The 19,221-nt window shown below is 64.3% G+C and carries 20 protein-coding genes; 10 read left to right on the top strand and 10 right to left on the bottom strand.

Annotated features, from left to right (window positions below):
* Window position 1 precedes the first annotated feature (1 nt).
* Window positions 2-2,188: a patatin-like phospholipase family protein gene (locus ACQKPS_RS18570; RefSeq protein ID WP_254484096.1), complete on the bottom strand. Its 2,187-nt coding sequence runs from the start codon at window positions 2,186-2,188 to the stop codon at window positions 2-4.
* 67 nt (window positions 2,189-2,255) lie between these two features.
* Here ACQKPS_RS18570 and ACQKPS_RS18575 point away from each other — a divergent pair, with 67 nt between their 5' ends.
* On the top strand, window positions 2,256-2,537 hold the full coding sequence (locus ACQKPS_RS18575) for a SelT/SelW/SelH family protein (protein WP_054886965.1): 282 nt from the start codon (window positions 2,256-2,258) through the stop codon (window positions 2,535-2,537).
* Here the strand turns inward: ACQKPS_RS18575 and ACQKPS_RS18580 are convergent, their stop codons facing one another.
* Window positions 2,538-3,428, bottom strand: coding sequence for a DMT family transporter (locus ACQKPS_RS18580; RefSeq protein WP_427605302.1), 891 nt, complete (start codon window positions 3,426-3,428; stop codon window positions 2,538-2,540).
* A gap of 117 nt (window positions 3,429-3,545) precedes the next feature.
* Window positions 3,546-4,310, bottom strand: coding sequence for a helix-turn-helix transcriptional regulator (locus tag ACQKPS_RS18585; RefSeq protein WP_283723702.1), 765 nt, complete (start codon window positions 4,308-4,310; stop codon window positions 3,546-3,548).
* Between the two features lie 126 nt (window positions 4,311-4,436).
* Between ACQKPS_RS18585 and ACQKPS_RS18590 the strand changes: the two genes are divergently transcribed.
* Window positions 4,437-5,249 (top strand): UDP-2,3-diacylglucosamine diphosphatase, encoded by an 813-nt coding sequence (locus ACQKPS_RS18590; RefSeq protein ID WP_254484100.1) that lies wholly within the window; start codon window positions 4,437-4,439, stop codon window positions 5,247-5,249.
* A gap of 18 nt (window positions 5,250-5,267) precedes the next feature.
* Here the strand turns inward: ACQKPS_RS18590 and ACQKPS_RS18595 are convergent, their stop codons facing one another.
* Entirely contained in the window at window positions 5,268-5,579 is a 312-nt protein-coding gene (locus tag ACQKPS_RS18595) for a DUF962 domain-containing protein (RefSeq protein ID WP_254484102.1), read from the bottom strand.
* A gap of 155 nt (window positions 5,580-5,734) precedes the next feature.
* Here ACQKPS_RS18595 and ACQKPS_RS18600 point away from each other — a divergent pair, with 155 nt between their 5' ends.
* Window positions 5,735-6,796: an AraC family transcriptional regulator gene (locus ACQKPS_RS18600; protein ID WP_254484103.1), complete on the top strand. Its 1,062-nt coding sequence runs from the start codon at window positions 5,735-5,737 to the stop codon at window positions 6,794-6,796.
* On the opposite strand, the gene ACQKPS_RS18605 is transcribed toward ACQKPS_RS18600, so the two are convergent.
* Window positions 6,753-8,207, bottom strand: coding sequence for a TrkH family potassium uptake protein (locus ACQKPS_RS18605; protein ID WP_254484105.1), 1,455 nt, complete (start codon window positions 8,205-8,207; stop codon window positions 6,753-6,755). The two genes, ACQKPS_RS18600 and ACQKPS_RS18605, sit on opposite strands and share 44 nt — an antisense overlap.
* A 102-nt stretch (window positions 8,208-8,309) precedes the next feature.
* Here ACQKPS_RS18605 and ACQKPS_RS18610 point away from each other — a divergent pair, with 102 nt between their 5' ends.
* The gene (locus ACQKPS_RS18610) at window positions 8,310-8,867 is read left to right on the top strand and encodes an NAD(P)H nitroreductase (protein ID WP_283723703.1); all 558 of its coding nucleotides are present in this window, start codon (window positions 8,310-8,312) and stop codon (window positions 8,865-8,867) included.
* Between the two features lie 116 nt (window positions 8,868-8,983).
* Here ACQKPS_RS18610 and ACQKPS_RS18615 read toward each other — a convergent pair whose 3' ends face one another.
* The 5 genes from ACQKPS_RS18615 to ACQKPS_RS18635 all read right to left on the bottom strand — a co-directional run bounded on the left by ACQKPS_RS18615 (window position 8,984) and on the right by ACQKPS_RS18635 (window position 12,641).
* A complete protein-coding gene (locus ACQKPS_RS18615) occupies window positions 8,984-10,324 on the bottom strand; it encodes a sensor histidine kinase (protein ID WP_283723704.1) in 1,341 nt (446 codons plus the stop codon).
* A gap of 59 nt (window positions 10,325-10,383) precedes the next feature.
* Window positions 10,384-10,800: a Spy/CpxP family protein refolding chaperone gene (locus ACQKPS_RS18620; protein ID WP_254484109.1), complete on the bottom strand. Its 417-nt coding sequence runs from the start codon at window positions 10,798-10,800 to the stop codon at window positions 10,384-10,386.
* A 124-nt stretch (window positions 10,801-10,924) separates the two neighbouring features.
* A complete protein-coding gene (locus ACQKPS_RS18625; RefSeq protein ID WP_054886955.1) occupies window positions 10,925-11,602 on the bottom strand; it encodes a response regulator transcription factor in 678 nt (225 codons plus the stop codon).
* A gap of 144 nt (window positions 11,603-11,746) precedes the next feature.
* Window positions 11,747-12,046 carry a YciI family protein gene (locus tag ACQKPS_RS18630; protein WP_008091826.1) on the bottom strand — a complete coding sequence of 100 codons (300 nt, stop codon included), beginning with the start codon at window positions 12,044-12,046 and terminating at the stop codon, window positions 11,747-11,749.
* A 1-nt stretch (window position 12,047) separates the two neighbouring features.
* Window positions 12,048-12,641 carry a septation protein A gene (locus ACQKPS_RS18635; protein ID WP_254484110.1) on the bottom strand — a complete coding sequence of 198 codons (594 nt, stop codon included), beginning with the start codon at window positions 12,639-12,641 and terminating at the stop codon, window positions 12,048-12,050.
* A 67-nt stretch (window positions 12,642-12,708) separates the two neighbouring features.
* Here ACQKPS_RS18635 and ACQKPS_RS18640 point away from each other — a divergent pair, with 67 nt between their 5' ends.
* The 6 genes from ACQKPS_RS18640 to ACQKPS_RS18665 all read left to right on the top strand — a co-directional run bounded on the left by ACQKPS_RS18640 (window position 12,709) and on the right by ACQKPS_RS18665 (window position 19,160).
* Window positions 12,709-13,569 carry a PHP domain-containing protein gene (locus tag ACQKPS_RS18640; protein ID WP_427605303.1) on the top strand — a complete coding sequence of 287 codons (861 nt, stop codon included), beginning with the start codon at window positions 12,709-12,711 and terminating at the stop codon, window positions 13,567-13,569.
* A gap of 13 nt (window positions 13,570-13,582) precedes the next feature.
* Window positions 13,583-14,212 carry an L-threonylcarbamoyladenylate synthase gene (locus ACQKPS_RS18645; RefSeq protein ID WP_427605304.1) on the top strand — a complete coding sequence of 210 codons (630 nt, stop codon included), beginning with the start codon at window positions 13,583-13,585 and terminating at the stop codon, window positions 14,210-14,212.
* Window positions 14,213-14,337: 125 nt separating this feature from the next.
* A complete protein-coding gene (locus ACQKPS_RS18650; RefSeq protein WP_427605317.1) occupies window positions 14,338-15,063 on the top strand; it encodes a segregation and condensation protein A in 726 nt (241 codons plus the stop codon).
* Window positions 15,050-15,817 carry an SMC-Scp complex subunit ScpB gene (gene scpB, locus ACQKPS_RS18655; RefSeq protein ID WP_283723707.1) on the top strand — a complete coding sequence of 256 codons (768 nt, stop codon included), beginning with the start codon at window positions 15,050-15,052 and terminating at the stop codon, window positions 15,815-15,817. Before ACQKPS_RS18650 ends, scpB begins: the two co-directional genes overlap by 14 nt.
* A 212-nt stretch (window positions 15,818-16,029) precedes the next feature.
* Window positions 16,030-17,094, top strand: a complete 1,065-nt coding sequence (gene rluB / locus ACQKPS_RS18660) for a 23S rRNA pseudouridine(2605) synthase RluB (protein ID WP_254484114.1) — start codon at window positions 16,030-16,032, stop codon at window positions 17,092-17,094.
* Between the two features lie 644 nt (window positions 17,095-17,738).
* A complete protein-coding gene (locus tag ACQKPS_RS18665) occupies window positions 17,739-19,160 on the top strand; it encodes an amino acid permease (RefSeq protein WP_254484116.1) in 1,422 nt (473 codons plus the stop codon).
* The last annotated feature ends 61 nt before the right edge of the window (window positions 19,161-19,221 follow it).

The following is a 19,221-nucleotide window of genomic DNA, read 5'->3' on the forward strand; positions in this document are numbered from 1 at the left end:
TCTAGAAGGTATGCCCCAGGTTCAGGTATACCGCCTGCTCATTCGCCGTGTTGGCGCCATAACTCAGATTCAACGGCCCCAATGGCGTTTCCAGCCCCAGGAAGATGCTCGCGGCGTTGATGTAGCCACTGTCGAATTCGTTGTCGTTGTTCCAAGCCCGCCCACGTTCCAGCGACCCGCCGATATACAGCGGGAAGTCCAGCGGCAGATAGGCCCGCGGGGTCAGGCGCCGGTAGTACACCATCCGCAGCAGGCTCACGTTCTGCCCTGACACCGAGCCCTGGCGGAAGCCGGAGAGTTCCCTCGCGCCTCCCATCACAAAGCTTGAGGTCACCACCTCGGTATCGTCCAGCGTGCGCCCATAGCGGCCACCCAGCACGAAGGTGTCCGGGCCAATGCTGAATGCCTTGTCCAGGTTCAGCAGCCACTGCCGGTAGTCCTCGTCAGAATCCAGCGACTTGTCATATTTGCGCACGGTCAGCCCGATGTCCTCGCCGGTGTGCGGGAAGTACACGTTGTCGAGGGTGTCGAACGAGTATTTCAGCTCGTAAAAGCCTTCGTTGAAGCTGACCGAGGGCAAGTCCTGATCGCCGATACGCACTTCGGCCTCGCCCCAGGCCTTGCCTACCCCCAAGCGCACTTCGCCGGAGGTGCCGATCTGGCGGCCGACATTGAGGCCGAAACCGTAGCGCTCGAGGCGGTACTCGGCTATCGGGTCGTTGTCCAGGGTCGCTTCGATGTTCTGCGAGCCAAGGTCCAGGTAAGGCGCGACGAAGTAGCGCGAACCTACGTCCAGCGGCTGGTAGAACTCACTGTAAAGCTCCTGCTGGTCGCCGATCTGGGCGCGTGTCAGCCACTCCGCGCCCAAGCGGTTGATGCCGTTCATGCGGTAGCTGGCGCCAAGGTTGAAGGCACTGTCACCGCGCAGGTCGTCGGACAGGTTCAGGCCCAGGCGCAGGTAGTCGGTGCCGCCGCGCTTGCCACGGGCATTGATCACCAGGGTGTTGTCATCGCCCTTGTGCACCACGCGGTACTGCACCCGGTCGAAGTAGTCCAGGCCATACAGGGTGCCCATGTCGGTCTGCAGGCGGTCGAGCGCCAGCGGCTCGCCGATGGGCTGGCGGATGTAGTAACGGATCACGTCATCGCTGACTTTCGAGTCGTTCTCTATCCTGATGGCGGTGATCACTGGCGTGCGCTGGCCCGGTGAGCGGGCCACGGCCAGGCTGGTGTCATGCTCCGGTTGGCGCAACGCGGCCAGACGCGTGTCGAGCAGGCGAGTCGCGCGGTAGCCGGCGTCGATCATGTCGTGGGCGCGGCCGAAATCGGTGACGCCATAGGCCGCCAGCTGCGGCTGTATGAGGATGTCGTCGCGGTGCAGGCTGGCCAGCTGTTCCTCGGAGTTGCGCCGGGTCATCAGGGTGATCGACTGGTTGAGCACGTCGACCACCGTGGCCAGTTGCTTGCGGTCGCGCAGCGGGGTGCCGATGTCGACCACGATGGCCAGGTCGACGCCCATTTCGCGGGCCACGTCGAGCGGGATGTTGTCGACCATGCCGCCATCCACCAGCAGGCGGCCGTCGAGTTCGACCGGGGCGAATACCGCCGGGATCGACATGCTCGCCCGAATCACCTGCGGCAGGTGGCCGCGGCGGAACACCACCTTTTCGCCGCTGGCGATGTCGGTGGCCACGGCGCGGAAGGGGATTGGCAGCTTGTCGAAGTCGCGGGTGTCGGCCGTGTGGGCCAGCTTGCTTTCCAGCAGCAGCGCCAGGTTCTGGCCCTGAATCACCCCCAGCGGCAGGCCGAGGCTGCCGTCGTCGCGAAAACTCAGCTTCTGCTTGACCAGGAAGTCGCGGTCGTCCTGCTTTCGCCGGAACGGCACGTCCTTGCGGGGTGGCGCGTCGGAGAGCGCCTGTTGCCAGTCCAGTGTGGTGGCGAGTTTCTCCAGTTCCTCGACGCTGTAGCCAGAGGCATACAGCCCGCCCACCACTGCGCCCATACTGGTGCCAGCGATGGCGTCGATGCGCACGCCCTGTTCCTCCAGCGCCTTGAGCACGCCAATATGAGCCAGGCCACGGGCCGCGCCGCCAGACAGCACCAGGCCGACCTTGGGGCGGGCAGGCTCGGCGGCGAATACGGTGAGGGTGGTGAGCGTCAGCAAAAAACAGAGCAGCAGGCGGCGCATCGTGAGTCTCAAACCGAAGGCTAAAGACCGCTAGTATAAGCGGCCCCTCACCTGGAGATGCTTCAGCATGGCCGACAACAAGCCGGAAATCGTCATCACTTATTGCACGCAATGCCAATGGCTGCTGCGCGCCGCCTGGCTGGCCCAGGAACTGCTCAGCACCTTCAGCGACGACCTTGGCCGGGTGGCGCTGGAGCCTGGCACCGGCGGCATCTTCCGCATCACTTGCAATGGCGTGCAGATCTGGGAACGCAAGGCCGACGGTGGCTTCCCCGAGGCCAAGGTGCTGAAGCAGCGCGTGCGCGACCAGATCGACCCGCAGCGCGACCTGGGCCACAACGATCGCTGATCAGGCGCCCTCGGCCGCGACCTTGTGCCGCGGCGGTTGCTCGGCGGCCATGCGGCTCGACAGCACGATGGCGAAAATGATCAGCACGCCGCCCAGCAGCATGCGCAGGGTGGGCGTTTCGGCGAACACCGCCCAGGCCACGGCGATGCCGTAGACCGGTTCCATGGCAAACACCACGGCGGCGGTGCGCGCCTTGATCACCCCCAGGCTGGCCACGAACAGGCTGTGGGCGACGCCGGTGCAGAAGACCCCGAGCAGGGCGATCCACAGCCAGTCGATGCGGGCGACCTGGCTCAGCCCCGGGCCGGCGAAAGGCAGCAGGCACACGCCGATCACCAGGTTCTGCCACAGCGCTGCCTGCACGGCCGGCAAGCGCCCGGAGCCGGCACGGTTGGTCAGCGACAGCAGCGAGAACAACAAACCGGAGAGCAAGGCCCAGAGCAGGCCACCGGTGGCCTGGCTGGCCAGGTCGAACTGTGGGGTGACCAGTATCAGGCCGATGCTGACCAGCACGACCAGCACACCTTCGTTGCGGCGGATGCGCTCGCGGAACAGCAGGCCTTCGAGGATCACGGTGAACGCCGGGAAGCTGGCGAATCCCAGGGTGGCGATGGCCACGCCGCCGACCTTCACGGCGATGAAGAAGCTGACCCAATGACCGGCCAACAGCACGCCGCCGAGCAGCAGGCGGCGTATGTCATGGCCGCTCAGGCGTCGCCAGCCGGGGCCGGTGAGGCTGGCGAACAACGCCAGGGCCAGCACGGCGAAGGCGGCGCGGCCGAAGACGATGATCGTCGGGCTGGCGCTGGCGGCCAGTTTGCCGAAGACGCCGGTCAGGCCGAAGAACAGCGCGCCGATGTGCAGGGCGCCGAGGGCGGTGCGGTGGTTCATTGCAAGTCCTTTAATTCTTTACGGGCTGTACGGGCCCTTTCGCGGGTTCACCCGCGAAAGGGCCGGTACAGCACAGTGTAAAGCCACAGGCCAACAGGTTCTGTCGCCATCCTGCCGTCAGTTGTCGCCAGACGCTCGCCGCAGCGCCAGCGGCGAGCAACCGAACGCCCGCAGCATCGCCGCCGAAAATGCACTCTGCGAGCTGTACCCCACCTGCGCCGCGATCTCCCCGATCGGCAGCAAGGTCTGCGTGACCAGCCGCCTGGCCTTGAGCAGGCGTCGCTGGCGAATGTAGTCCATCGGCGTCATGCCACATTCGGCGCTGAACCGTGCATGCAGCCGGGTACTGGACAAGCCGGCGATGCGCGCCAGGTCGGCCACCTGCAAGGGGTACGCCGCGTGCTGTTCGATATGCACATCGAATGCGGCATAGGGCAGGCGGTGGCTGGGCGTGACGATGGCCGAAGCGCTGGGGTTGAGGCTGGCCAACAACAGTACCGCGCCTTGCCGGGCGATCAGCGGGTCGTCCATGGGGCTCGCCGCCAGCCAGTCCACCAGTTGCTGCTGGCGCTCGTTCAGCCCTCGTGCGCCAGGCTGGTCGAGCAGGCGCCGGCTGGCATCGGCATGCGCGCCCAGCTGCTCGTGCAGCCAGTGTTCGTCCGGTACATCCAGCACCAGGCAATCGCTGCCGACGTCACTGCCGCACGTGTGGTGGGCACCAGCGGGCACCACCACCAGCCCCTGGCGGGCGACCTTGGCGCTGTGGCCCTGCACCTCGAAGTCCAGGCGGCCGTGCAGGCCGAACACCAGTTGCGGGTGTTCGTGACTGTGGGCGATCAGCTCATCGCGGTAATGACGCATGGAAAGTATCGGGCCGGCCATGGGGCTTCCTCGTGGGGCTGCCCGCCATTGTGCCGCATTCCTGGCAGACCATCACTCGTCACATCCCTGCCACCAACCTGTCATCTGTGCCTGCCAGTCTCCAGCAAACAGCGCCGGAGCCTGCCCATGACCCATGTCGAACTTTCTCGCCCGTCACGCAAGCAGCGCGTGCGCACGCTGTGGATATCCGATGTGCACCTGGGCACGCGAGACTGCCAGGCCGAACACCTGTCGCAGTTCCTCAAGGGTTACCAGGCCGACCGTATCTACCTGGTCGGCGATATCATCGATGGCTGGAAGCTGCGCAGCGGCATCTATTGGCCGCAAGCCCATACCAATGTGATCCGCCGCTTGCTGACCATGAGCAAGCGCGGCACCGAGGTGATCTACGTCACCGGCAACCATGACGAATTCCTGCGCCGTTATTCGAAGCTGATGCTGGGCAACATCCAACTGGTGGACGAGGCCGAGCACCTGACCGCCGATGGCCGTCGCCTGCTGGTGGTGCATGGCGACCAGTTCGACGTCATTACCCGCTATCACCGCTGGCTGGCCTTTCTTGGCGACCGTGCCTACGAATTCACCCTGGTGCTCAACCGCTGGCTCAACCATTGGCGTGCCCGCTATGGGTATGGCTACTGGTCGCTGTCGGCGTACCTCAAGCACAAGGTCAAGGGGGCGGTGAACTTCATCAGCGACTTCGAGGATGCGATTGCCCATGAATGCACCCGGCGCGGCTTTCATGGGGTGGTGTGCGGGCATATCCATCATGCCGAGATCCGCCAGGTGGGGGAGGTGGAGTACCTGAACTGCGGCGATTGGGTGGAATCGTGCACGGCGCTGATCGAGCACTGGGATGGCAGCATCGCGTTGTATCGGCTGGCCGATGCCCAGGCGCGGCTGGCCGCGCAAGCTGCTGCGCTGCGCGAGCCGGCATGAACCGGCTGCGCCCCCAGGCTAGAGGCTGATCCTGCCGAGCAGGATGTCGCGGAACATGGCGAAGTCGCCAATCAGGCTGTACCAGGGGTGGCTGAACGTCGCCGGCCGGTTCTTCTCGAAAAAGAAATGCCCCACCCAGGCGAAGCCGTAGCCGCAGAACGGTACCGCCAGCAGCAACAACCACTTGCCACTGCCAATGGTGTAGGCCAGCAAGGCAATCACCAGGCTGGTGCCGACAAAGTGCAGGCGCCGGCAGGTGGGGTTGCTGTGCTCGCCCAGGTAATACGGATAGAACTCGGCAAAACTGCGAAACTGCGCTGTGCTGGTCATGGGCAGTGCTCCGGGATTATCACTTTTGGACAGGATACACGGCGTGGAGCCTGATTCGAGTCTAGAGTCATTGGCGGGGCCGGCCAGTGACAATAGGCGCCAAATGAGTATCCTTGAGGTTCACCGCATGAAGCGGTCCGTACAAGAAGCCTGCCATGAGTGAGAGAACCACGTCAGCCAGCTGGGCATCAGGGATTGTGAAGGCGCTGGAGCTCGAAGGGCTCGATTGCCCGGCGATGTTCAAGCAGCTGGGGTTGGATTTCGCCGCACTCGACGATCCGGATGCACGTTTTCCGCAGGACGCCATGACCCGCCTCTGGCAGCTCGCGGTCGAGCTCTCGGGCAACGAGGCGATTGGCCTGAACATGGCGCGGGTGGTGCGCCCGGCTTCGTTCCATGTGGTGGGCTATGCGCTGATGTCCAGCCGCACCCTGGCCGAAGGCTTTGAGCGGCTGGTGCGTTACCAACGCATCATTGCCGAAAGCTCCGACCTGAGTTTCACCCTTGGCCCTGAAGGCTATTCGCTGATCCTGACCGTGCATGGCGATCACCTGCCCCCCACCCGGCACAGCGCCGAAGCGTCACTGGCCTGTGCGCTGGCCTTGTGCAAATGGCTCAGTGGCCGGCCGGTGCAGCCGCGGCGGGTGCTGGTGCAAGGGCCGCAGCCGAAGGATATCGAGCCGTACAAGGTGGCCTTTCATTCCCCGCTGGTATTCGGCGCGCCACACGATGCCCTGGTATTCGAACGGGCCGACATGGAAGCGCCGTTGCCCACCGCCAACGAAGCCATGGCCATCCTGCATGACCGCTTTGCTGGCGAATACCTGGCGCGTTTTTCCGAGAGCCGCGTGACCCATAGGGTGCGCCAGGTGCTGTGCCGTATCCTGCCCCAAGGCGAACCCAAGCGCGAAACGCTGGCCCAGGCCCTGCACCTGTCCCAGCGCACCCTGCAGCGCCGTTTGCAGGAAGAGGGCACCAGCTTCCAGGCGTTGCTCGACGACACCCGTCGTGAGCTCGCCGAACAGTACCTGGCCCAGCCGGGCATGACCCTGCTGGAAACCGCCTACCTGTTGGGCTTTGCCGACCCGAGCAACTTCTACCGGGCATTTCGCCGCTGGTTCGATGAGACCCCCAGCGAATACCGCGCCCGGCTGGGCGCGGAGCCTGCCGAGGTCAATGACGCCAGAACGCCGGCATACATAACACCAGCACGGTGATGATCTCCAGGCGACCAAGCAGCATGCCGGTAGCGAGAATCCACTTGGCGGCATCCGGCAACGTCGAGTAATTGCCCGAAGGACCGACCACTTCGCCCAGGCCCGGGCCAACGCCCGACACCGTTCCGGCAGCACCGGTCAGCGCGGTCATCCAGTCCACGCCCAGCAATGACAGCAGCAGCGCCATTACGCAGATGGTGATGGCGAAGAAGAACGAGAAGGTCAGGATCGAGCGCACGATCTCTTCGTCCAGGCGATGCCCGTTGTATTTCTGCTTGATCACCGCGCGCGGGTGGATCAGCTGGTTGAGGCTCGCCTTGAGCAGGATGTAGGCGACCTGGAAACGGAAAATCTTGATGCCGCCGGCCGTCGAGCCAGAGCAGCCACCGACGAAGCCCAGGTAGAAGAACAGCATCAGCGAGAAGTTGCCCCACAGGCTGTAGTCGCCCAGCGCGAAGCCGGTGGTGGTGACCACCGAGGTCACGTTCAATGCCACGTGGCGCAGGGCATCGAGCCAGTGCAGGTTGGTGGTGTACCAGTACCAGGTGCCGAGCACGATCCAGGTCACCACCAGCATGCCCAGCAAACCCTGCACCTGCTGGTCGCGTATCAGCGCCTTGCGGTTGCCGCGCAGGGTGGCCACGTACAGCGTGAAGGGCAGGCTGCCGAGGATCATCACCACCACCGCGACCCAGTGCACGGCGGGGATGTCCCACTTGGCCAGGGACTGGTCAGAGGTGGAGAAACCGCCAGTGGAGATCGCTGACATGGCGTGGTTGATGGCATCGAACGGGCTCATGCCGGCCCACCAGAAGGCCAGTGCGCCAAAGATGGAGAAGCCGACGTATACGCCGACGATCGACTTGGCGACCATGTGCGAGCGCGGCATGACCTTTTCCGAACGGTCCGACGATTCGGTCTGGAACAGGCGCATGCCCCCGATGCGCAGCAGCGGCAGGATCGCCACCGCCATGGCGATGAAACCGATGCCACCGAGCCAGTGCAGCATCGAGCGCCACATCAGGATGCCCGGCGACATGCTGTCCAGCCCGCTGAGCACCGTGGCGCCGGTGGCGGTGATACCGGACATGCTCTCGAAGAAAGCGTCGGTGTAGCTGATGTGCTGGGTCAGCAGGAAGGGCAGTGCGGCGAAGACGCACACCACCACCCAGCTGCTGACCGTGAGCAGGTACATGTCGCGCGGGCGCAGGTGGACGTGCTCGGGGCGCCCCTGCAGCACCATGGCCAGGCCGGCGATGAAGGTGATCAGGCTCGACCAGAGGAACGACGGCATGTCGCCGGTGCGTTCGAACACCACCAGGGTCGCCATGGGCACGACCATGCTGACCGCCAGGGTGATCAGGAAGATGCCGATGATGAAACCAATGATCCTTAAGGTCGGCATCGCCATGTGATCTGCTCTGACTCGAAACGGAAGGGCGCCATTCTACCTATGGGTCTGGTGATGTAAACGCTAGAATGGCCGCACATTTACCTGCCAGGAGGGTAGCCGATGGAGGCTCTCGACGCATTGCTCAACCGTGTTTCCGTGCCACGCCTGACCGACCCTGCGCCCAACGAGGCCCAGCGTGAGGCGCTGTTCCAGGCCGCCTTGCGCGCACCGGACCACGGCCAGCTGCGGCCATGGCGCTTCCTGACCATCGAGGGCCAGGGCCGCGACAAGCTCGGTGAACTGTTTGCCGAAGCGTTGCAGCACAAGGGCGACGCCAGTCAGGCTGCGCTGGACAAGGCGCGGGCCATGCCGTTGCGTGCACCGTTGCTGATCGTGGTGATCGCCAAGCTGCAGGACCACTTCAAGGTACCCAAGTCGGAGCAGCGCCTGGCTGCGGGTTGCGCGGCCCATGGCATCCTGATTGCGGCCCATGCCCAGGGGATCGGTGCGGTATGGCGTACCGGCGACATGGCGTTCGATGCCCATGTGCACAAGGGTTTGGGCCTGGCTGAAAACGAAGAGCTGATCGGCTACTTGTACGTCGGCACGCCAATGGCCGAGCCGCGCACGGCGCCGATTCTGGAGACTGCCGAGTACGTCAGCGCCTGGGGCGAATAACGCGCCGGATTCTTCGCGGGCAAGCCCGCCCCACAGGTACAGCGCTGGCTCCAGGCCTGAGGCGATCCCTGTGGGAGCGGGTTTACCCGCGAAAGGGCCGGTAGCCCACTATCACTTCAACTGCCAGTCACCACCACCAGCGGCAATTCCAGCCGGGCCACAAACCCGCCCTGCGGGTGATTCTCCAGCACCAGGCTGCCGCCATGCCGCTCTGCCGCCTTGCGCGCAATCGCCAGCCCCAGCCCATGACCTGCCGCTTCCTGCCCCGGCGCCCGGAAGAACGGCTCCCCTAATTGCGCCAGGTGCTCCGGCGCAGCCCCCGGCCCATGGTCACGCACACTCAGCACGATCGTGTCCTGCTCGCGCTGCGCGCTGATTTCGATCGGCTGCCCTTGCGGGTTGAAGCGCAGGGCATTGCGCACCAGGTTGTCCACGGCACGCTCGATCAGCGTCGGCCAGCCTTGCAGCGTCAGCCCCGGCTGCGCCTCCAGTTTCACCTCCTGCTCTGGTGCGCTGAGCTGAGCGTCCTTGCGCACGCTGCCGAGCAAGGCGTTGAGGTCGACAGGCTCGGCGTGGGCCTGCTCGGCATCGACCCGGGCCAACGTCAGGATTTCGCTGATCAGGTCTTCCAGGCGGTCGCATTCACGGGTCAAGCGTGGCCACAAGGCCTGGCGCTGTTCGGTTTCGGCGCGCTCGGCCAGGGCCAAGGCAATGCGCAGGCGGGCCAGCGGCGAACGCAGCTCGTGAGACACGTCACGCAGCAGCTGGCGCTGGCTGCCGATCAGGCTCTGCAGGCGCGCGCCCATCTTGTTGAAGTCCTTGGCCAGCACGCCGAACTCGTCACGCCGGGCGGCCAGGCGGGCCAGGCTGTTCTGTTGGTAGCTGGCCTGGCCAAGGTCGTGCACGGCGCTGCGCAGGCGGCTCAGGGGGCGAGTGATCGACAGGGTCACCAGCAAGCTGAACAAGGTCAGCACCACCAAGGCAATGCCCAGCGCACTCAACGGCCAGAGCAGGCTCTCACGGTGCCAGGCGTCCAGCTCTGGGTGCGGGATGCGGTAGATAAGCAAGTAGGTATTGCCGGTGTCGGGGCTGGTGTATTCCTCGGTCAGGCGCCGCCACGGCAGGTGGCGCTCGTCATTGTGCTGGCGCGCCTCGAACGCCGCAGCGCGGCGCGGGAAAGTCCCGGGCACCACCGCATCGCCGCTGTCGTCCAGCACCTGCACATCGATCTTGTAGCGCTGCTTGCGTCGCTCGAGGAAGGCCTGGGCAGACTCCAGGCCTTCTTGCTCGTAATGCTTGGCCCAATGGCTGGCCATGGTCTTGAGGCCCGGGTGGCGGCTGAGGATCCAGGCGTCCTGGTTAAGCACGTGGCCGAGCAGGATCGACAAGCCTGCGACCAGGGTGATGGCCAGCCAGAAACTGGCCAGGATGCGCCAGAACAGAGAACGCAAGAGCACCTCCTGTAAACGGGAAAAGCCCGGCCCGCTTGAGGCGGGCCGGGCATTGCGGAGGAAGCTTACTGGGCCTTGGCGGCTTTTGCAGCTTTCCAGTCCTGGAACTCCTTCCATTCAGCCTTGCGGGCTTCGCGTTCCTTTTGCAGTTCGTCGAACTTCTTCTGCTGGTCAGGCTTGAGCAGCGCGCGGACTTGGCTGTCGGTCTTGTCGTGGCTGGCCTTGAGCTCGTCCTTCATGGCCTTCTGCTCGGCGGCTGGCAGCTTGTTCAGGTAGCGCTCGGTGATTTCGCGGCGGTGCTGCATCTGCTCGCCCATCAGCTTGCCGATCTGCTGGCGCTGGTCGCGGCTCAGGTCCAGTTGGGCGAAAGGCGCATCACCGCGATGATGCGGGCCGTCGTGACGCGGGCCGCCTTCAGGCATGGCCATGGCCACGGTCGGCAGAGCGGCGGCGAACATCAGGGCGATAAGGGTCTTGCGCATGGCGTCTCTCCTGTCATGGGCCGGTGGTTACCGGATGAGCTCAGTCTAGGGAGATCAAGGTCAAGCGCAGTCAGCGGACGGTAAAGGCAGGGTAAAGATGGGGCGCGGGCGGCCCCATGCTGGCTTACAGGCAGTAGTAGTAACCGCGGCTACGCAGCGCGACGATCCGCGCCCGCCCATCGGCATGCGGGCCGATCTTCTTGCGCAGGTTGCTGACATGCATGTCCAGGCTGCGGTCATACAGGGTCAGCTTGCGCCCCAGGGCGATCTGCGCCAGTTCCTGCTTGTCCAGCGGCTCGCCCGGTTGGCGCAGCAGCGCTTCGAGGATGCGGCTTTCGGACAGGGTCAGGCTCATGTCGCGGCCATCGATGCTGACCACGCCGCGCACCGGGCTGAACGCCAGATCACCGATCTCCAGCTGGGTGGTGGTGGCGGTGGGGTGGCTGCGGCGCAGCACGGCGCGCAGGCGGGCGGTGAGCTCACGAGGGTCACAGGGCTTGGCCAGGTAATCATCGGCACCCAGCTCCAGGCCGAGGATGCGGTCCAGGGGTTCGCCACGGGCCGACAGCATCAGTACCGGCAACTCGGCATGCTCGCTGCGCAGTTGCTTGAGCAGCTCCAGGCCGCTGCCGTCGGGCAGCATCACATCCAGCACCACGGCCGCCGGGGCATGCTCGGCCAAGGCCTGGCGCGCGCTCAGCCCATCGTGGCAGGCGCGTACCGCAAACCCTTCCTGGGTCAGCCAGCTGCCGAGCAGCTCGCAGAGTTCCTGGTCATCATCAATCAGTAACAGCTCGCTCATGACTCACTCAATTCAACCATTGACGGCGTCTTCTGTGTCCGCCAGCGGCAAAGATACCGCAGACTGGGCACGAGCGTGCAATTCAAGCCTGCGATCAGGGCGGGGCAGGGCACGTCGCCGGCTTTAAAGGCGACGTGCTGCAGCTCAAGGCAGGACTTGCTTGAACGGCTTGACGATGACCTTGTCGTACACGCCGGCGGCGATGTACGGGTCGGCATCGGCCCAGGCCTGGGCCGCTGCCAGGGAGTCGAACTCGGCGACGATCAGGCTGCCGCTGAAGCCGGCTTCACCTGGGTCGTTGCTGTCGATGGCCGGGTGCGGGCCGGCCAGTACCACGCGGCCTTCGGCCTTGAGCTGCTGCAGGCGCTCGATGTGCGCCGGGCGTGCGGCCAGGCGTTTTTCCAGGGAGTTCGCGACGTCGCTGGCGATGATGGCGTAGAGCATGTCAATCCTTGGGTTTGGAGGTTGAAGGGTCGTCGTGCAAGTGACGCGACAGGTAAACACCCTGCGCCACCAGGAAGATCACGGTCATGCCCAGGCTGCCGAACACCTTGAAGTCGACCCAGAAGTTCTGGAAGGTAAAGGCAACGAACAGGTTGGCGGCGCCGCAGAACACGAAGAAGGCGACCCAGGCCACGTTCAGGCGCGACCAGATGGCATCGGGCAGGGTCAAGGCGTGGCCCATGATGCGCTTGATCAGCACCCGGTCGCCGATGAAGTGACTCCCGGCGAAGCCCAGGGCAAACAGCCAGTTGACCACCGGCGCTTTCCACTTGAGGAAGGTTTCGCTGTGAAAGGTCAGGGTCAGGCCACCGAACACCAGGCAGGCGATCAACGTCAGCCACTGGCCCTTCTCCAGCTTGCGCTGGCGCAGGAACAGTGCGCCGTAAACCACCAGCGAGCTGATGATCAGCATCGCTGTGGCGCTGTAGATGCCGCCGAATTCGAAGCTGTGACCGGCGACGTCCACCGGGCGCGGGTCGAGCTTGTAGACGATGAAGAACAGCAGCAGCGGGATGAAATCGATGAATTGTTTCACAATGGCAGCCAGGATCGGGATGTGACGGCATAATAACAAACATCGATTCCAGCGAAAGCGCTCCTCCATGAATGTTGATCTGCACTGTCACAGCACGGCCTCCGACGGCGCCCTGTCGCCTACGGACCTGGTCGCCCGGGCCCATGAGCACGGGGTGCAAACGCTGGCACTGACCGACCACGATACCCTCGAAGGGCTGGCCGAGGCGCGCCAGGCCTGCCACGCGCGTGGCATGCGCTGGGTCAGCGGCGTGGAGCTGTCGTGCACCTGGGGTGGCGCGACCATTCACGTGCTGGGCTACAACTTCCCGCTCGATGCGCCGCCCTTGCTCCAGGCCATCGAGGCCTTGCACCGCGGCCGCTGGTTGCGCGCCGAGGAAATCGACAAACGGTTGGCGGCCAAGGGCATGCCGGGTGCCCTCGACGGCGCACGGGCCGTGCAGCAGGAACTGGGTGACAGCGGCAACGCCCCGGCGCGGCCACACTTTGCCGAATTCCTGGTGCGCGCCGGCCATGTCAAGGACCGCGCCGAGGCCTTCCGCAAGTGGCTCGGGGCCGGCAAGCTGGGCGACGTCAAGCAGCACTGGCCGACGCTCGATGAAACTGTCGCCACCCTGCGCCAGTCCAACGCCTGGGTGAGCCTTGCGCATCCCATGCATTACGATCTGACCCGCAGCAAGCGCAGGCGCCTGATTGCCGACTATATTCAGGCAGGCGGGCAGGCACTTGAAGTGGTCAACGGGATGATGCCGGCCGAGCAGGTGGGCACGATGTCCATCCTTAGCCGTGAGTTCGGCCTGCTGGCAAGCGCTGGCAGCGATTTCCACGGCCCCGGCACCTGGGGCGAGATCGGTGCCTACCGGCCATTGCCCGAGGACCTGCCACCTCTGTGGCGTCGATTCAGCCATGAACAGCCTATGGCGCTATGAACAGGACGACTTTGTGAGCCAATTTTTCCAGATTCATCCGGAGAACCCACAACCGCGCCTGATCCGCCAGGCGGTGGAGATCATCCGCAAGGGCGGCGTGGTGGTCTACCCGACCGACTCGGCCTACGCCCTGGGCTGCCAGATCGGCGACAAGGCGGCGATCGAGCGCGTGCGCCGCCTGCGCGGCCTGGACAAGACCCACAACTTCACCCTGATGTGCTGCGACATGTTGCAACTGGGGCTGTACGCCAAGGTCGACACCGGCACCTTCCGCCTGCTCAAGGCCCACGTGCCCGGGCCCTACACCTTCATTCTCAACGGTACCCGCGAAGTGCCGCGCCTGCTGCTGCATGAAAAGCGCCGCACCATAGGCCTGCGCGTACCTGACCACGGCATCACCCTGGCGCTGTTGGCCGAACTGGGCGAGCCGCTGATGAGCGTGAGCCTTATCCTGCCGGGCGACAGCGAGCCGATGACCGATCCCTACGAGATTCGCCAGCGCCTGGAGCACCATGTGGACCTGGTCATCGACGGCGGCTTTGGCGACCTCAAGGCCTCGACCATCATCGACCTGTCCGGCGACGAACCTGAGCTGATCCGCGAAGGTTGCGGCGACCCCACGCCGTTCATGGTCAACGCGTGAGTCAGGTGGAGGTAGCCGGGGCGCCGGCCGGGCAGGGCGCTTCGCCCCAGCAGTTGCAACTGGCGCTGGTCTACGGCGAAGCACTGACCGAAATGCCGGTGGACCTGTACATCCCGCCGGACGCCCTGGAGGTCATCCTCGAAGCCTTCGAGGGGCCGCTGGACCTGCTGCTGTACCTGATCCGCAAGCAGAACATCGACATCCTCGACATTCCCGTGGCGGAGATCACACGCCAGTACATGGGCTATGTCGAGCTGATGAAGAGCGTGCGCCTGGAGCTGGCCGCCGAGTACCTGGTGATGGCCGCGATGCTGGCCGAAATCAAGTCGCGCATGCTGTTGCCGCGCTCGGTCGAGGTCGAGGAAGAGGAGGGCGACCCGCGCGCCGAGCTGATCCGCCGCCTGCAGGAGTACGAGCGGTTCAAGGCTGCCGCCGAAGGCATCGACGAGTTGTCGCGGGTGGGCCGCGAGATCGTCGTGCCGCGTCTTGAGGCCCCCCAGGCCAAAGTGCGCAAGCTGCTGCCACAGGTCAGCCTGGAAGAGCTGCTGGTGTCCATGGCCGAAGTCATGCGCCGCAACGATCTGTTCGAGAGCCACCAGATCACCCGCGAGACGCTGTCCACCCGCGAGCGCATGAGTGATGTGCTGGAGCGCCTCAAAGGTGGCGCTTTCGTGCCGTTTGTCGAGTTGTTCGCTTCGGACGAGGGTAAGCTTGGCGTGGTGGTGACCTTCATGGCGGTCCTCGAGCTGGTGAAGGAATCGCTGGTCGAACTGGTGCAGAATGCGCCCTTTGCGCCGATCCATGTGCGGCTGCGTCCCGAGTCTGTCGAAGAACCTGATGAACCTGAATGAACCCCGCGACCTGGCGTCGCTGATCGAAGCTTTCCTGCTCGCTTCGGGCAAGCCGCAGTCCCTCGAACGCCTCTACGAGCTGTTCGAGGAGGCCGAGCGCCCCGAGCCGAAGGTGTTCAAGAAAGCCCTGGAAGTGCTCGCCAAGTCCTGCGCCGGGCGAGCGTTCGAGCTCAAGGAGGTGGCCACCGGTTACCGCCTGCAGATTCGTGAAGACTTCGCGCCCTGGGTCGGAAGGCTGTGGGAGGAGCGCCCCCAGCGTTATTCCCGTGCGTTGCTCGAGACCATGGCGCTGATCGCCTACCGCCAGCCCATCACCCGCGGCGAGATCGAGGATGTGCGGGGCGTGGCGGTCAACAGCAACATCATCAAGACGCTGATGGAGCGTGAGTGGATTCGCGTGGTCGGCTACCGCGAGGTACCCGGGCGACCGGCGATGTTCGCCACCACCAAGGCGTTTCTCGATCACTTCAACCTCAAGAGCCTGGACGAGCTGCCAGCGCTGGCCGAACTGCGCGAGATGGAGCCGGCGCCGCTGCTGGACCCGGATGATGCCCCGGTGCCGGCGCACATACAGGCCTTGGCCGATGCCAGCCTGGGTGACGAAGAGATGCAGGCTGAGCCCAAGGAAGAGACCAGTTTCCGCAGTTTGCTGGTGGAGCTCGATGCCATGGAGGAGGGGCTGAAGACCGACTTCGACGACCTGCGCGAGGAAGAGCCCGAGGCCTCGGTGGAAGAGGGCAAGTCGCAGCCCTGACTCTTCTGCTGCCTGTGCCGGCCTCTTCGCGGGTAAACCCGCGAAGAGGCCGTTACTGCCTACTCATCACCATTAGGCAGAATTCACTCCCAAAGCCGACAAAACCCTCTACCCTGCAGTGCGTTCCCCCAGCGAACCGCGTATGATGCGCGGCCCTTTGGCGCGTTCGCTGCCAAGACCCTTATTTCATTCCTACACCGGGAGGTGCCCAGATGAGTGAGCAAGACCTGCAAAATACCGAAATTACCCCGCCAGCCGGCGAAAAGCTGCAGAAGGTGCTGGCGCGCATTGGCGTCGGTTCGCGCCGTGACGTCGAAGCCTGGATCAGCCAGGGCCGTATCAAGGTCAACGGCGTCGAGGCCACCCTCGGCCTGCGCGTCGACCTGCACGACGCCATTACTGTCGATGGCAAGCTGATCAAGCGTGAGGAGGCCGCCGAGGCCACGCGCCGGGTGATCATGTACAACAAGCCCGACGGCGAGATCTGCACCCGTGACGACCCGGAAGGCCGCCCGACCGTGTTCGACCGACTGCCGCGGCCTAAAGAAGGCCGCTGGATCAACATCGGCCGCCTCGACATCAACACCACCGGCCTGCTGCTGTTCACCACCGACGGCGAACTGGCCAACCGCCTGATGCACCCGTCCTACGAGATGGACCGCGAGTACGCCGTGCGCGTGCGGGGTGAAGTCGATGACGAAATGATCGATCGCCTCAAGGCCGGCGTGATGCTCGAAGACGGCCCGGCCAAGTTCACCGACATCCAGAAGGCGCCAGGCGGCGAAGGCTTCAACCACTGGTACCACTGCGTGGTGATGGAAGGCCGTAACCGTGAAGTGCGCCGCCTGTGGGAATCCCAGGGCATGGTGGTCAGCCGCCTGAAGCGCGTGCGCTTCGGCCCGGTGTTCCTCAACTCCGACCTGCCGATGGGCCGCTGGCGTGAAATGACCCAGGGCGAAATCGACATCCTCGCCGCTGAAGTCGGCCTGCAGCCGGTTGCGCTGCCAGCCATGAACCTCAAGGCCAAGGACAAGATGGAACGCCTGCAGCGCAAATCGAGCCGCCCACTGGGGCGCAACGAGCGCGTGCGCAGCCTGCGTCCGGCCCATGAGGGTGCCGCAGCCGAGCGCCCTGCACGTCAGCCGCGTGACGAAGCGCCGCGCAAGGGCAGCCGTGGCAGCGCTGTGGCCGAGCGGCCGAGCGAAATGCGCAAGCGCCCGGGCAAGCCTGACGGTGACAAGCCGGCTGGTCGCGGTCGTGGCAAGCCTCGCGGCTGATGGGTCACAGCGGTAATGAGAACCAGCCTTCGGGCTGGTTTTTTTATGCCTTTAAGATTTTTGGGGCTGCGCAGCAGCCCAAGATATTGAAGAAAAAGAAAATTTCGGACGACTGGCAAGTTTCCAAACCACCCTGTAAAAAAATTTATACAGAACTGGCCGAATTCGGCCCGCAATTCGGATTTTTCCTGTCCGTGTAAACAGAACTTGCCGCGGCACCCATCAAGAATCCCCTCCCTCCATCTCGTCCAGTCTTGCTCAAACCCCCGTACCACGGTGATATAGCACTCATTGCCATGTGCAAAAAGCCCGTCCACAGAGCCGGGCCAACAGAACAACAAATGGAGGCGCCATGTACGCCGATCACTTCGCCTTTTCAGGCTCCTACCACAGGATCGCTGCGTTTTTTCCCAGGGAAACGATGCAACGCGTTGACGCCTGCGCGTTTGCAGGGGTATACAGTGCGCCGCGTTTTACCTGTGACCCTCTTGCGTACCGCGCACTCCTGCCCACACCTGGCTGATCCGCCCCGGCGGCATCCGTTGGCAGGAAACCCAAGGTAACCACCTTGCCCATTCCGCTGCGCCACGAGCGCGGTGGGTCCGATTCCGTCACAGATAAAAACAATGCAGGTGACTTCGTTCATGAGTGGACAAAACATGCATTCAGGCGAGCTCAAGCGGGGCCTGAAGAACCGCCACATCCAGTTGATCGCCCTCGGCGGCGCGATTGGTACCGGCCTGTTCCTCGGTTCGGCAGGCGTGATGAAATCCGCCGGCCCGTCGATGATCCTCGGTTACGCCATCTGCGGCTTCATCGCCTTCATGATCATGCGCCAGCTCGGCGAGATGATCGTCGAAGAGCCGGTGGCCGGCTCGTTCAGCCATTTCGCCCACACCTACTGGGGCGGCTTCGCCGGCTTCCTGTCGGGCTGGAACTGCTGGGTGCTGTACATCCTGGTGGGCATGTCGGAGCTGTCGGCGGTGGGCAAGTACGTGCATTACTGGTGGCCGGAGATCCCGACCTGGGTCACGGCGGCTGCGTTCTTCGTGCTGATCAACGCCATCAACCTGATGAACGTGAAGTTCTTTGGTGAGGCAGAGTTCTGGTTCGCCATCATCAAGGTCGTGGCCATCGTCAGCATGATCGGCTTGGGGGCGTACCTGCTGACCAGCGGCAACGGCGGCCCTGACGCCTCGGTGAGCAACCTGTGGAGCCACGGTGGCTTCTTCCCGCATGGGGTCAGCGGCCTGGTGATGGCCCTGGCGTTCATCATGTTCTCGTTCGGTGGGCTGGAGATGCTCGGTTTCACTGCCGCCGAGGCCGACAAGCCAAAGACCGTGATCCCGAAAGCGATCAACCAGGTCATCTACCGCATCCTGATCTTCTATGTAGGCGCTCTGGTCGTGCTGCTGTCGCTGACCCCATGGGACAACCTGGTCGCCAGCATCGATGCGTCCGGCGGCAGCTACGGCAGCAGCCCGTTCGTCCAGGTGTTCTCGCTGCTGGGCAGCGACGTGGCGGCCAACCTGTTGAACTTCGTGGTGTTGACCGCAGCGCTGTCGGTCTACAACAGCGGCACCTACTGCAACGCCCGCATGCTGCTGGGCATGGCCGAGCAGGGTGATGCCCCGGCCTCGCTGGCCAAGGTCGACAAGCGCGGCGTGCCGGTGCGTTCGATCCTGGTGTCGGCGGGCGTGACCCTGATCGCCGTGCTGCTCAACTACCTGATGCCGCAGAATGCCCTGGAGCTGCTGATGTCGCTGGTGGTCGCGACCCTGGTGATTAACTGGGCGATGATCAGCTACTCGCACCTGAAGTTCCGCCAGCACCTTGACCGCATCGGCCAGAAGCCGCTGTTCAAGGCATTGTGGTACCCGTACGGCAACTACCTGGTACTGGCTTTCGTGGTACTGATCCTGGGCATCATGCTGATGATCCCCGGTATCCAGGTATCGGTGTACGCGATCCCGGTGTGGCTGGCAGCGATGCTGGTTGCCTACCTGCTCAAGGAGCGCCGCCGGCCACGGGCCAGTGTCATTGCTGGCACGCCTGTCGCCAAGTAGGTCGCCACAGGCGCTGCACAAGGCCCGATGCCTGCTTGCAGGTATCGGGTTTTTTTCGCCC

The organism is Pseudomonas sp. NPDC086566, from assembly GCF_050280885.1.
Classification (GTDB): domain Bacteria; phylum Pseudomonadota; class Gammaproteobacteria; order Pseudomonadales; family Pseudomonadaceae; genus Aquipseudomonas; species Aquipseudomonas vlassakiae.